The following is a 13,322-nucleotide window of genomic DNA, read 5'->3' on the forward strand; positions in this document are numbered from 1 at the left end:
ACGCCGCCGTTTCGTTCAGCCATGCGCTTCTTTCAGGCGATCCGACTGCCATCATTCCGCCGGTTGTGCATTTCCCTCATGCTTTGCATCGTCCCCCGGCTTGTATGTGAGCAGACGGCGGCTGAGGCGCGGACCCGCCCATCCTTCGATCTGTAGCGCCAGACTGAATGTCGCGGGCACGATCACAAGGGTGAGGAGCGTGGAGAGCAGCAAACCGCCGATCACCGTTATGCCCATGGGCGCGCGCCATGCGCTGTCGCCTCCCAGCGAGATGGCGGTGGGGACCATGCCCGCAACCATCGCGACGGTGGTCATGACGATGGGCTGAGCGCGCTTGTGCCCCGCATCGATGATCGCGTCGAACCTTGGCACGCCCTTCTGGATTTCCTCCAGCGCGAAGTCGATCACCAGAATGGAGTTCTTCGCGACGATCCCGAGCAGCATCAATATGCCGATCATCACCGGCATCGAGATGGGGTGCCCGGTAAGATGCAGCGCCAATGCCCCGCCAAGCGGCGCCAGCAGCAGCGATCCCAGATTGACGAACGGCGGCATCAACCGCTTGTAGAGCAGTGTCAGCACCGCGAGCACGAGCAGGATGCCGGAAATAACCGCGACGGCGAAATTCTTCAGCATTTCCGCCTGCCATTTCGACTCGCCGGTGTTGATCTTCTCAATGCCGGGGATGCGGCCTTCGTTGATCTCCTTCATCGTGGGCAGGGCGTTGATCTTCTTCATCGCCTGACTGCTGACGATGCCTGGCGCGAAGTCGGCATCGACGACGATCCGGCGGATCTGGTTATAGCGACGGATCTGCGTCGGCCCGGCACCGAATTCGATATCGGCGACGACCTTGAGCGGCACAGAGCCACCGCTGACGGTCGGCACGGGCATATTCTCGATCGTCGCGATGTCGCTGCGGCTGTCCTCCGCCATCGCGACCCGGATGGGAATCTGCCGGTCAGAAAGCGAGAATTTGGCGGTATTCTGGTCAATGTCGCCGATCGTGGCCACGCGGATGGTCTGGCTGAGCGCGACGGTCGTGACCCCCAGGCTCGCGGCTAGGTCGAATCGGGGTTTGATGATGATCTCGGGCCGATTCATGTCGCCCTGGACCCGGGGCGACCGGACTTCCTTCACGCCGCTCATTTCGGAAACCAGCTTGTTAGCGACACGATCCAGCAGCGCGGCATTGTCGCTGCCCAGCATGATCGTAACGTCACGGCCCATGCCTCCACCCGCTTGCGACTGGAAGTTCACACGGGCATCCGGAATTTGCTGGAAGCGGGGCGCCATGCTGCGTTCCCACTCGACCGAGGAAGCGGGCCGGTCCTTCTTCAGTGTAAGATAGATGTTGGCGCTGGTCGGTTGGATGTCGGCGAAGGCCGCGTTGACGAACTTGGTGTCGGCCGTCAACATGTCCGCAACGCGCCGGGCGACTGCCGTAGTTTGCTGTAGCGTGCTTCCCGGCACGGTTTCGATCTTCACCTGGCTATAATCGGTGTTCATCGATGGCTGGAATGCCATTGGCAGCGTCCCGAAGGCGAGCAGCGTAGCGATGAAGGCTAGCCCCCCGATGCCGACGGTCCAGATGCGGTGGTCGCGCAGCCACGCGGCGAAGCGGGGTCGGGTGCCTGATGCGCGATAGGCTTTGGCCCGGCTTTCATCGAGCGACCAGTGCAGCACACGCATATAGACGTCCATCAGCCAGCCTTCACCATGACTTTCCTGACCGTGCGCCTTGAGGAAATAGGCGGCGATCATCGGCGTGATGAGGCGGGCGACCGCCAGGCTGAGCAGCACCGCGACCACGACGGTCATGCCGAACTGGATGAAGAACTGGCCCGAAACTCCGGGCATCAGCGCAACTGGCAGGAATACGGCGACAATAGCCATCGTCGTCGCCAGCACGGCCAGGCCAATCTCGTCGGCCGCGTCGATCGATGCCTGATAGGCTGTCTTGCCCATGCGCATGTGGCGCACGATATTTTCGATTTCCACGATGGCATCATCGACCAGCACACCCGCGACCAGGCTGAGTGCCAGCAAGGAGGTCACGTTGAGCGTGAATCCCATCATATCCATGAACCAGAAGGTCGGAATGGCTGACAGCGGGATTGCCGTGGCGGCAATGATCGTCGCGCGCCAGTCACGCAGGAACAGGAACACGACGACGACCGCCAGCACGGCGCCCTCGATCATGGACTGCATCGCCGCATGATATTGGCTCTTGGTATAATCGACGCTGTTGAAGAGTTCCTTGTAACGGATCTTCGGATTTTCTTTCTTAAGCTGGTCCAGCACCTTGATCGCATTGTCGAACACGGTGACGTCGGATGATCCCTTTGCCTTTTCCATGCTGAAGCTCGTCACCTGCATGCCATTCATCAGCGAAAGCGACCGTTGTTCGCCATACATGTCGCGCACATCGGCAAGGTCGGACAGCTTAACGGTGCGGCCGCCGGAGATGGCGATCTGGGTCTGGCTCAGGGCATAAGCGTCCTGTGCATTGCCGAGCACGCGGATCGCCTGCTCGGCTCCCGCGATTTCGGTGCGGCCGCCCGCCGCGTTCAGGTTGACCTGTTGCAACTGCCCATTGACCTGCGCGGCGGTGACGCCGTGCGACTGCAGCTTGGCGGGGTCAAGAATGACGCGAATTTCGCGGGTAACGCCGCCGCCACGCCTGACCGCCGCCATGCCCGGCACGGCAAGCAGACGCTTGGCGACAGTATTGTCGACATACCATGACAATTGTTCGAGCGTCATGTCGGTCGCTTCGGCACTGAAATAGGCGATCGGACGATCGGCATCGAGCCGCGTCACCTGCGGTTCCAATATGCCTTCTGGCAATTCGCTACGGATCTGGTCGACAGCGTTCTTGACGTCGGCAACGCCCCGATCGATCGGCGTTCCAATCTGGAACTGCACGATCGTCATCGAATTGCCTTCGGAGACGGTCGAGGTGATCTCGTCAACGCCGCTGATGCCGCGCACGGCGGCCTCGACACGCTGCGTCACCTGGGTTTCCAGTTCCGGCGGCGCGGCGCCCGGTTGTAGTACCAGCACCTGCGCAATGGGAAAGGTGATGTCGGGCTGCTGGTTGATGTCCATGCGGCCAAAGCTGACCATTCCCGCGAGAAGCAGGGCGACGAACAGCACAAGCGGGGACACCGGGTTGCGGATGGCCCAGGCCGACATATTACGAAAACTCATGACGGCTTCCTCGCCTGCGCGGGCTTACCCGGCCTTTTGAACTTGCGGCCGCACCTTCTGCCCCGGCCGCAGAAAGGCGCCTGCCGATGCGACAATGCGTTCGCCGCCATTCAGGCCGCGCGTAACCGCAACGCCCTTCGGGGAGACCTGTCCGACCTCGACGCCGCGCCGTTCGGTCTCATCCCGCGCGTTGACGATGTAGACAAACTGTCCCTTGGCATCGGTCTGCACGGCGGACTCCGGCAGCAGCGGGGCCGTTGCCGTGCCGCTGACGATGCGGGCGGCGGCAAATCCGCCCGGGCGGATCGCCTTGTTATAGGGTATGGAGATGCGCGCGATGCCCTGCCGCGTCTGTGGATCGACGACCGGCGAAACCTGCCAAATGTGTCCGGTGAATTCCGTCTGGCCGCCGACAGGGGTGACCGTCGCGCTGTTGCCCGGCCGCAACGTGGCGAGATCGCTCTCGCTCAGTTGGGCCAGAAGTTCCATCTCGCCATCCTTGGCCATGCGGAAAAGCACGCCGCTGCCCGAACCGACAATCTGGCCGGGTTCGACATCGCGAGTCAGGATCAGCCCGGATGCAGGGGCACGAATATCAAGCCGTCCCGTCCGGGCGCGCTGTTCGGCCAATTGCGCGACCGCGACATTCACGCGGGCGTTGGCGGCATCACGCGTGGCGGTACGCTGATCGATATCAGCCCGGCTGATGAAGCCGCGCTTCACAAGGGCCTGGGCACGGTCGAGCTGCGCCTGCGCCAGCTTCGCATCGGCGCGGTTCACTTCTACCTGCGCCGCGAGCGAGCGAACCTGCTCAGTCTGGACCGACCGTTCGATCACCGCAAGCACCTGCCCGGCGCGAACCCAATCACCCGGTTGCACCAGGACGCGCGTCACCTGCCCGCCCTCACCGACGACTCCGACAGGCATTTCCACACGCGCGGCCAGCGATCCCGTGCCGCTGACGGTGCGGGCCACGACGGACTGGCCCGGCACGAGGACGGTGACGACCGGGGCCTCTTCCGCAGGGGCTGCCCCGTCTCCGCTCTTGCCATGCATGCTGATCCAGGCTGCAACGGCAATCAGGATGATCGCAATCACCGCGCCAATCGTCAACGCCCGCCGCCTTGAAGGGCGCGGTTCTTCGCCAAAGACGCGCGCCGGAACATCTCCGGCCACCTGAGTTTCGTAATTCATCCTGATTCCATCATTCGGCCGACGGGCCGACCGGCGCTGTGTTATATAAATACATCACCCGGCTCAACCCTCAATACACTTTGCGCACCGACGGAGCAACGCGGGCGGGCCGCCTTTGCTTGCCAAATTCATGCGCCTATGGCGCTATGCGGCATGAAGTGGATGGGAGGCTAGGATGGAATTACTAGGTTGGATCATCGTCGGCCTGTTCGCAGGAGCGATTGCGCGGTTCGTGATGCCGGGCAGAAATCCCGGTGGATGCGTGGTTACGATCCTGCTGGGAATAGCTGGAGCATTATTCGCCGCTTATGTCGGCCGACTGTTGGGTGTCTATGAAGCGGATGAACAGGCGAGCTTTCTTGCGGCCGTATTGGGCTCGATAGCGGTTCTGGCGATCTATCGCTGGTTTGCGGGACGCGGCTGAACGAACGGCAAAAAGGGCCGCGTCGAAACGCAGCCCTTCATACCCGCCAGCGTAGCTTCCGGGGTGGTTAACGCATCGATCCGCGACGGACCAGATTGACGATGGCAAGCAGCACGATCGCACCCACGAGGGACACGAGGAAGCTGTACAGCGTCAGACCCTCATTGATCGAACCGCCACTGAAGATCAGGCCGCCGATAAAGGCGCCGACTATGCCCACCACGATGTTTAGAAGGATGCCCTGCTGCGCATCGGTGCGCATGACCATGCTGGCAAGCCAGCCGATGATACCGCCGACAACAAGCCACAAAATGATACCCATTTCACACTCTCCTTGGACCACCGCCCCCAGCGGGTTGGCTGATGTATTTAACGGCGAAGTCGGCTTCGCGTTCCCTGGGAAATGTTTCTGGCTTGACAATGGCTGGTGAATCGGTGCGCGATCCAAGCGAAAGGGCCGCCGGATTTGCATCCGGCGACCCTTGATGTGCCTGCATCCTTCGCTATCCGGCGTTGAGCCGGACAAGGAGGATCAGTATTTCTGCTGCCGTTCGTAGAGCGACTTGTAATATTGGATCCGCGTAACGCGCAGGCCGTGCATGCCCGATCGATCGACAGCGCGCTGCCAGCCCGCAAATTCCTCAAGCGTCAACGAATAGCGCGCGCAGGCTTCATCGACGGTCAACAAACCACCATTGACGGCGGCGACCACCTCAGCCTTGCGACGGACGACCCAACGCGTCGTATTCGCGGGAGGCAAGCTCTCCAGAGTCAAGGGTTCCCCGAGCGGCCCGACGACCTGAGCAGGTCGGATTTTCTGATTTTCTATCATTCTCACCCTCAAAAAGCGGCACTGGCGTTGCCGAATTCAGCAGCGGCAACCGGTATGCGCGTCAGCCCTGAAGATCAGCTAAAGCGCCACGGTAAACGCCCCCTTCATCATCCTTGTCCCACTCTTAAATGCTGTGCGATCAACGGGTTGAAACTTCCCGTTGGGCGTGCGGCCTCGATCATGCCGCCCGGACGTGGCGCGAAAACTTCGGCCAAATCCTGGATCCAGTCGCTCGTCTCGTCCTGCCCCCGCAGGACCCCGGCCACCGCCCGCGCGGTCGGGCTGGCCGCCTGCTCCGCCGCCGAAGCGGCGCGCAGCAGCGGCCAGACCGGCGCATGCGGCCGACTGACGGGTCTGGCATTGGCGGGTTTGAGCCCGCCTGCCCGAAGGAAACCAAAATCCATGTGAGAGGAGGTAGCGAAAAAAGGATAAGGTCCGGTAAACTCGCACGGCCGAAACGACGCTTTGCAGCGCGCGGCGTGGAATCCCGCTGGAATGCAACGGCGCGGACGATTATATGCCCGGCCATGCAGCCCCAGTTCCAGTTGCCCGAACCGCTTGCGAAGCGGCGAATCGTCGTTGCCATGTCTGGCGGCGTCGATTCGAGCGTCGTCGCCGCCCTTGCCGCGCGTACGGGCGCCGAAACCATCGGCGTCACGCTACAGCTTTACGATCACGGCGCGGCTGTCGGTCGCACCGGTAGCTGCTGCGCGGGGCAGGATATACGGGACGCGCGCGCTGTCGCCGACCGTATAGGCATCGCCCATTATGTCTTCGATTATGAAAGCCGTTTCAGGGATTCCGTCATCGCCGGTTTTGCCGATGAATATATGGCCGGACGGACGCCCATACCCTGCGTCAAATGCAATATGGGGGTGAAGTTCACCGACCTGTTCCAGATCGCGCGCGATTTGGGCGCCGATTGTCTGGCGACCGGCCATTATGTCCGCCGCGTCGAAGGCGCGCAGGGCGCCGAACTGCACCGCGCGGCCGATCCCGCGCGGGACCAGAGCTATTTCCTTTTCGCCACGACGCAGGCACAGCTTGATTATCTGCGCTTTCCGCTGGGCGGCCTCCCCAAGCCGCAGGTGCGGGAAATTGCAGCAGAACTTGGCCTGTCGGTGGCGCTGAAGCCGGACAGTCAGGACATCTGCTTCGTACCCGATGGCGATTATGCTGGCGTGGTTCGCAAGCTGCGCCCGGATGCGGACGAAGGTGGCGATATCGTCCATATCGACGGCCGCATCATGGGCACGCATAAGGGGCTGATCCACTACACCGTAGGCCAGCGTAAGGGGCTGGAGATCGGCGGGCAGGCCGAGCCGCTCTATGTCGTCCGTCTGGACGCCGATGCTCGGCGGGTGATCGTTGGACCCAAAGCAGCGCTTGCGGTGTCAGCGGCGCGGCTGAGCGACATCAACTGGCTTGGCGGCAACTTCAGCGGGCCGCTGACGGCCAAGGTGCGGTCGATGGCAAAGCCTGTTCCGGCAAGGCTGGAGGGTGATCGCCTGATGTTTGACGCCCCCGAATATGGCGTGGCGCCGGGTCAGGCCGCCGTGCTCTACGCGGGCGACCGGGTGCTGGGCGGTGGCTGGATCGAGGCCACCGAGGCTGCACTGGCGCAAGCTGCATGAATATTGTCCTTTGCGGCGCGCGCGGCTAAGGCCCGCCGGTCATGACTCGTCCGCTCACACTCGCCATTCCCAAGGGCCGCATCCTCGATGAAGCGCTGCCGATGCTCGCGCGCGTCGGTATCGAGCCTGAAGCGGAATTTCATGACAAGAAAAGCCGGGCGCTGCGTTTCGCCACCAACCGGCCCGATATCTCGATCATTCGCGTGCGCGCCTTCGACGTCGCGACCTTCGTCGCCCATGGCGCGGCGCAGATCGGCATCGTCGGGTCGGACGTGGTTGATGAGTTCGACTATTCGGAACTCTATGCGCCGGTCGACCTCGACATCGGTCATTGCCGTCTGTCGGTCGCTGAACCCGTTGACCTTGCGGGCGAGGATGAGGCGGCGATGAGCCATGTGCGGGTTGCCACCAAATATCCTTACCTCACGCGCCGCTATTATGAGGCGCGCGGCATCCAGGCCGAATGCGTCAAGCTGAACGGGGCGATGGAACTCGCGCCCTCCCTCGGCCTGTCACGCCGGATCGTTGATCTTGTTTCATCAGGCGCGACGCTCAAAGCGAACGGGCTGGTCGAAACCCATGTCATCATGCAGGTGTCGGCGCGCCTTGTCGTCAATCGCGCTGCCTACAAGATGCGATCGGCGGAACTGGCGCCGCTGGTGGAAAGCTTCCGCAAGGCCGTGGGGAAGCGCGATGCCGCTTAGGCTCGACAGCCGCGACGCTGATTTCCCCGCCGCCTTCACGGCGCTGGTCGACGCCCGGCGCGAGGCGGATGAAGATGTGTCGCGCGACGTCGCGGCAATCCTGAAGCGCGTCCGCGCCGAAGGCGACGCCGCGCTGGCCGATTACACCAGCCGGTTCGACCGGCACGATCTGGAGGCAAGCGGCTGGGCGGTTACACCCGCTGAGTGCCGCGCCGCGCTGGATGGCATCTCGCCTGAGTTGCGCGATGCGCTGGAACTGGCAGCGGCGCGGATCACCACCTATCACGAAAAGCAGCGGCCGCAGGACAGCGACGGCACCGACAGCGTCGGCGTACGGCTGGGCGCGCGCTGGCAGCCGGTGGATGCGGCCGGGCTTTACGTGCCGGGCGGCCGGGCGGCCTATCCCAGCTCGCTTTTGATGAACGCCATTCCCGCCAAGGTGGCTGGCGTGTCACGCATCGCCATGGTGACGCCGACGCCCAATGGCGTGATCAACCCGCTCGTCCTTGCCGCTGCCAGCATTGCCGGTATCGAGGAAATCTGGCGAGTGGGCGGCGCGCAGGCCGTGGCTGCGCTCGCCTATGGCACGGATCGGATAAATCCGGTCGATGTCATCACAGGCCCCGGTAACGCTTGGGTCGCCGAAGCCAAGCGTCAGCTTTATGGCGTAGTCGGCATCGATATGGTCGCAGGACCGTCCGAGATCGTCGTCGTCGCCGATGGGAAAAATGATCCGGATTGGATCGCCGCCGACCTGCTGAGCCAATCCGAACATGATCCGACCAGCCAGTCGATCCTGTTTACAGACGATGCCGCTTTCGCCGATGCGGTGGCGGCGGCCGTCGAAAAGCGACTGCCGCTATTGTCGACGCAGGCAGTCGCCACGACCAGCTGGGCGGCAAACGGCGCAATCATTCTCGTGCGCGATCTGGAAGAAGCGATGCCGCTGGTAAACCGTCTCGCTGCCGAGCATCTGGAACTGGCGGTGGATGATCCCGACGCCCTGTTTACGCAGGTCCGCCATGCCGGGTCGGTGTTTCTGGGCCGCATGACGCCCGAAGCTGTGGGCGATTACGTCGCAGGCCCCAACCATGTGCTGCCCACGGGACGGCGCGCGCGCTTTTCCTCAGGACTCTCGGTGCTCGACTTCATGAAACGCACCAGCTTCCTCAGCCTGGATCAGGCTGCGATCGACGCCATCGGCCCGGCGGCGGTCGCGCTGGCGGAGGCGGAGGGGCTACCTGCCCATGCCGCCTCGGTGGCGGTGCGGCTTCGAGCGATTGCCAAGCGATCGGAATCGATCGCTGGTTAAGAAATCGCGGCAAACAAAGGGTTAGAGCGGTTTTCGATCTGATCCTATCAGATCGAAAACCGCTCTAAATAACTTCCGTTCGCCCCAAGCTTGTCGAAGGGCAGTATTTTCTTCAAGAAGGGCAGGGCTTCGACAGGCCCAGCCCGCACGGCTATATGGAATCCCGATGACCGAACGCTCCAAATCCCGCTCCGCAGCCCGGCTTGCCGCGGTGCAGGCGCTGTACCAGCTGGAAATGGAAGGGACGCCCCTCGCCACCCTGCTGCATGAATTTCATCAGCACCGGCTGGGCGCGACGATCGAGGATGTGACCTATGCCGATGCGGAGGAAAGCTTTTTCGACGATGTCGTGACCGGCGTGGACAAGCGGCGCGGCGAAATTGACGCCATGATCACCGCCCGCCTGTCCAAGGGCTGGAGCCTTGAGCGGCTCGACAAGCCGATGCGCCAGATTTTGCGGGCAGGCGCCTATGAACTGATCGCGCGCAAGGATGTACCGACCGGCACGGTCATCAGCGAATATGTCGATGTTGCTCATGCCTTTTACGACAAGCGCGAGGCGGGTTTCGTCAACGGCCTGCTGGACGGCGTGGCGAAGGACGTGCGCCAGTAACAGTCAATTATGTCCGCTGAAACCCGCTTCCTGACCCTCCTGCGCCTGCTGGCCAATGATCCCGCCGCGCGCGGCTTGCAGGACGATGTGGCGGTGTTGGACGTGGGCGGCGCCCGCCTGATACTCACCAGCGACACGATGGTGGAGGGGGTGCATTATCTCCCCGTCGATCCCCCTGCGGACATTGGCTGGAAGCTTGCCGCCGTGAACCTCTCCGACCTTGCCGCCAAGGGTGCGCGGCCAGTGGGTTGCCTGCTCAATTACGCGCTGTCGGGCGACGATGGCTGGGACGCGGCCTTTCTGGAGGGGCTGGGCGAGGCGCTCAGCCGTCATGCCATGCCGCTATTGGGCGGCGACACGGTGCAGATGCCGCACGGCAGTCCGCGCAGCTACAGTCTGACGGCGATTGGTGAGACAAGCGGTGCCGTGCCCGCCCGTAGCGGCGCGTGCGCAGGTGATCGTCTCTATCTGACGGGTCCCGTTGGCGATGCCGGAGCGGGGCTTGAACTGATCCGCGCGAACGCCGCCGCATCAGGGCCGTTGGTGGAGGCTTATCGCCGCCCCCGGCCCCGGCTCACCGAAGGCGCGCTGCTTGCAGGCCAAGTCCATGCGATGATGGATGTGTCCGATGGCCTGCTGATCGATGCCGCCCGCATGGCGCAGGCTAGCGGATTGGCTGTCACCATCGATCATGTTCCGCTTTCCCCGGCGCTGGAGTTGGTGAGCGGCGGCAGCACTGCCGCTCAGATCGCAGCGGCGCGGGCGGGCGATGACTATGAACTGCTGTTCGCACTGCCGCCCACGACAAAGCCGCCAGTACGGGCCATTCCGGTGGGTCGTTTCTCATCGGGGTCGGGGCTGAAGCTGATCATCGACGGCGCAGATATGCCGTTGCCCGACCGGCTTGGCTGGGAACATGGCTAAGCCGGGACGCCGCAAGGCCCTGATTCGGATGCGTTTCGTAACGGCTTGACGTCGCCCGTCCTGTCTGTAGCTTCCGTCCATCCTTTTCTCAGCCCGGTTGGACGCCCATGATGCGCGTAACCTTGATGCTGATTGACGCTGTGCATGATGCCGGATGCGTGAATTCCGGCCGCCCGCGCTTATGCCTTTCGCCCGCCCGTTTTTCCCTGCGGAGCGGCCGATGACAGCAAAAACAGGGGGAGAGGAACATCCATGCAGATTGTCTATATCGCCATAGGGTGCGGGCTATTAGCCCTGCTCTACGGCCTGATAACCAGTCGTCAGGTATTGGCGGCCTCCGCCGGTAATGAAACCATGCAAGCTATCGCGGGGGCGATCCAGGAAGGGGCAAAGGCCTATCTCAGCCGCCAATATATGACCATCGGCATGGTCGGGGTCGTGGTTGCGGCGATCGTCTTCTTCTTTTTGGGCGCAACGTCCGCAATCGGCTTCCTGATCGGGGCGATCCTGTCCGGATCGGCTGGCTTCATCGGCATGAACATTTCGGTGCGCGCCAATGTCCGCACCGCCGAAGCGGCACGCACGACGCTGCAGAGCGGCCTCACCGTCGCCTTTCGTGCTGGCGCGATCACCGGCATGCTGGTGGCGGGTCTGGCGCTGCTCGCGATCAGTGTCTTCTTCTGGTATCTGACCGGACCCGCAGGTCATGCGCCTGACGATCGTCTGGTGATTGACTCTCTGGTCGCATTGGCCTTCGGCGCCAGCCTCATCTCTATCTTCGCGCGCCTGGGCGGTGGCATCTTTACCAAGGCGGCGGACGTCGGCGCCGACCTCGTGGGCAAGGTGGAAGCAGGTATACCCGAGGATGACCCACGTAATCCCGCCGTGATCGCCGACAATGTGGGCGACAATGTCGGCGACTGCGCCGGCATGGCGGCCGACCTGTTCGAAACCTACGTCGTCACCGTTGGTGCGACCATGGTGCTGACGGCACTGCTGGTGAGCGGGGTCGATAACATCTTCCTGCAACGGCTGATGGCGCTGCCGCTGATCGTCGGCGGGGTGTGCATCATCACGTCGATCATAGGCACCTATATGGTGCGCCTTGGTTCCAACCAGTCGATCATGGGGGCGCTCTACAAAGGCTTCTGGACAACGGCGATCCTTTCGATCCCCGCGCTGTATTTCGTCACGCAGTTCACGCTGGGCGACCTCAACGTGCGCTTTGGCACCGATCTGGACGGGGCGGGCGGCTACACCGGCATGGCGCTGTTCTGGTCGATGATGGTGGGCCTTGCCGTTACGGGCCTGATCGTCTGGATCACGGAATATTATACCGGCACCAACTATCGTCCGGTGCGCAGCATCGCTCGCGCGTCGGAGACCGGTCATGGCACCAACGTGATCCAGGGGCTGGCAGTCAGTCTGGAAGCGACCGCGCTGCCGACGCTGGTGATCGTCGCCGGGATCATCGTGGCGCATCAGCTGGCGGGCCTGATCGGCATTGCCTTTGCGGCGACAGCGATGCTGGCGCTGGCGGGCATGGTCGTGGCGCTCGACGCCTATGGCCCCGTCACCGACAATGCGGGCGGCATCGCAGAGATGGCGCATCTCGACGACAGCGTGCGGGGCAAGACCGATGCGCTGGACGCTGTGGGCAATACGACCAAGGCGGTGACGAAGGGCTATGCCATCGGATCGGCCGGGCTTGCCGCGCTGGTGCTGTTCGGCGCCTACACGGAGGATCTGAAATTCTACAACTCGGCCCTCGGCCTGACCGAGCCGGTCGATTTCAGCCTGTCCAATCCCTATGTCATCGTCGGCCTGCTGCTGGGCGCGCTGCTACCCTATCTGTTCGGCGCAATGGGCATGACCGCAGTCGGTCGCGCGGCGGGCGACGTGGTGAAGGACGTTCGCGATCAGTTCGCCACCAACAGCGGCATCATGGAAGGGACCTCACGGCCCGACTATGCCCGCACTGTCGACCTTGTCACCCGCGCGGCGATCAAGGAGATGATCATCCCCAGCCTGTTGCCGGTGCTGGCGCCGATCGTCGTCTATTTCGCGATCTCTGCCGTTGCCGGAACACCCAATGGCTTTGCGGCGCTGGGTGCATTGCTGCTGGGCGTGATCGTGTCCGGCCTCTTTGTCGCCCTTTCCATGACATCGGGCGGCGGCGCATGGGACAATGCCAAGAAATATATCGAAGATGGCAACCATGGCGGTAAAGGGTCGGAAGCGCACAAGGCAGCTGTGACCGGCGATACCGTGGGTGATCCCTACAAGGACACCGCCGGGCCTGCGGTCAATCCGATGATCAAGATCACGAACATCGTCGCGTTGCTCTTGCTCGCCGCGCTGGCGCACGGCGTCTGACGGCATTTCGCAACGAAAAGGATATGACCCCGCCCTGTCATGGGGCGGGGTCATTTTTTATGCGGAAGTCGGAAGGCCGATCAAATCGGCTTTGAC

12 protein-coding genes are annotated in these 13,322 nt (G+C 62.9%); 7 read left to right on the top strand and 5 right to left on the bottom strand.

The features are described from left to right. Nucleotides 1-51 precede the first annotated feature (51 nt). Both AC6JBC_RS01950 and AC6JBC_RS01955 read right to left on the bottom strand, forming a co-directional pair. Nucleotides 52-3,213 (bottom strand): efflux RND transporter permease subunit, encoded by a 3,162-nt coding sequence (locus tag AC6JBC_RS01950; RefSeq protein ID WP_498025104.1) that lies wholly within the window; start codon nucleotides 3,211-3,213, stop codon nucleotides 52-54. 24 nt (nucleotides 3,214-3,237) lie between these two features. Next, on the bottom strand, nucleotides 3,238-4,407 hold the full coding sequence (locus tag AC6JBC_RS01955; RefSeq protein ID WP_498025105.1) for an efflux RND transporter periplasmic adaptor subunit: 1,170 nt from the start codon (nucleotides 4,405-4,407) through the stop codon (nucleotides 3,238-3,240). A gap of 175 nt (nucleotides 4,408-4,582) precedes the next feature. On the opposite strand from AC6JBC_RS01955, the gene AC6JBC_RS01960 reads away from it, so the two are divergent. After that, nucleotides 4,583-4,831, top strand: a complete 249-nt coding sequence (locus AC6JBC_RS01960) for a GlsB/YeaQ/YmgE family stress response membrane protein (protein WP_460986944.1) — start codon at nucleotides 4,583-4,585, stop codon at nucleotides 4,829-4,831. Nucleotides 4,832-4,898: 67 nt separating this feature from the next. Here the strand turns inward: AC6JBC_RS01960 and AC6JBC_RS01965 are convergent, their stop codons facing one another. From AC6JBC_RS01965 to AC6JBC_RS01975, 3 genes are all read right to left on the bottom strand, one after another. Further along, the gene (locus AC6JBC_RS01965; protein WP_449474394.1) at nucleotides 4,899-5,153 is read right to left on the bottom strand and encodes a GlsB/YeaQ/YmgE family stress response membrane protein; all 255 of its coding nucleotides are present in this window, start codon (nucleotides 5,151-5,153) and stop codon (nucleotides 4,899-4,901) included. Nucleotides 5,154-5,363: 210 nt separating this feature from the next. Further along, entirely contained in the window at nucleotides 5,364-5,663 is a 300-nt protein-coding gene (gene sciP, locus AC6JBC_RS01970) for a CtrA inhibitor SciP (protein WP_097092542.1), read from the bottom strand. A gap of 107 nt (nucleotides 5,664-5,770) precedes the next feature. Then, a complete protein-coding gene (locus AC6JBC_RS01975; RefSeq protein ID WP_196224785.1) occupies nucleotides 5,771-6,067 on the bottom strand; it encodes a hypothetical protein in 297 nt (98 codons plus the stop codon). 123 nt (nucleotides 6,068-6,190) lie between these two features. Between AC6JBC_RS01975 and mnmA the strand changes: the two genes are divergently transcribed. The 6 genes from mnmA to AC6JBC_RS02005 all read left to right on the top strand — a co-directional run bounded on the left by mnmA (nucleotide 6,191) and on the right by AC6JBC_RS02005 (nucleotide 13,226). Then, nucleotides 6,191-7,297: a tRNA 2-thiouridine(34) synthase MnmA gene (gene mnmA / locus AC6JBC_RS01980; RefSeq protein ID WP_498025106.1), complete on the top strand. Its 1,107-nt coding sequence runs from the start codon at nucleotides 6,191-6,193 to the stop codon at nucleotides 7,295-7,297. Nucleotides 7,298-7,338: 41 nt separating this feature from the next. Then, nucleotides 7,339-8,001, top strand: a complete 663-nt coding sequence (gene hisG, locus AC6JBC_RS01985) for an ATP phosphoribosyltransferase (RefSeq protein ID WP_449474392.1) — start codon at nucleotides 7,339-7,341, stop codon at nucleotides 7,999-8,001. Then, a complete protein-coding gene (hisD, locus tag AC6JBC_RS01990) occupies nucleotides 7,991-9,313 on the top strand; it encodes a histidinol dehydrogenase (RefSeq protein WP_498025108.1) in 1,323 nt (440 codons plus the stop codon). The genes hisG and hisD overlap by 11 nt, the downstream gene beginning before the upstream one ends. A gap of 166 nt (nucleotides 9,314-9,479) precedes the next feature. Next, a complete protein-coding gene (nusB, locus tag AC6JBC_RS01995; protein ID WP_460986942.1) occupies nucleotides 9,480-9,926 on the top strand; it encodes a transcription antitermination factor NusB in 447 nt (148 codons plus the stop codon). A gap of 9 nt (nucleotides 9,927-9,935) precedes the next feature. Next, on the top strand, nucleotides 9,936-10,850 hold the full coding sequence (thiL, locus tag AC6JBC_RS02000) for a thiamine-phosphate kinase (protein WP_498025109.1): 915 nt from the start codon (nucleotides 9,936-9,938) through the stop codon (nucleotides 10,848-10,850). Nucleotides 10,851-11,102: 252 nt separating this feature from the next. Then, nucleotides 11,103-13,226 carry a sodium-translocating pyrophosphatase gene (locus tag AC6JBC_RS02005; RefSeq protein ID WP_498025111.1) on the top strand — a complete coding sequence of 708 codons (2,124 nt, stop codon included), beginning with the start codon at nucleotides 11,103-11,105 and terminating at the stop codon, nucleotides 13,224-13,226. Nucleotides 13,227-13,322: the final 96 nt, after the last annotated feature.

This window comes from Sphingobium sp. RC1 (assembly GCF_059738765.1).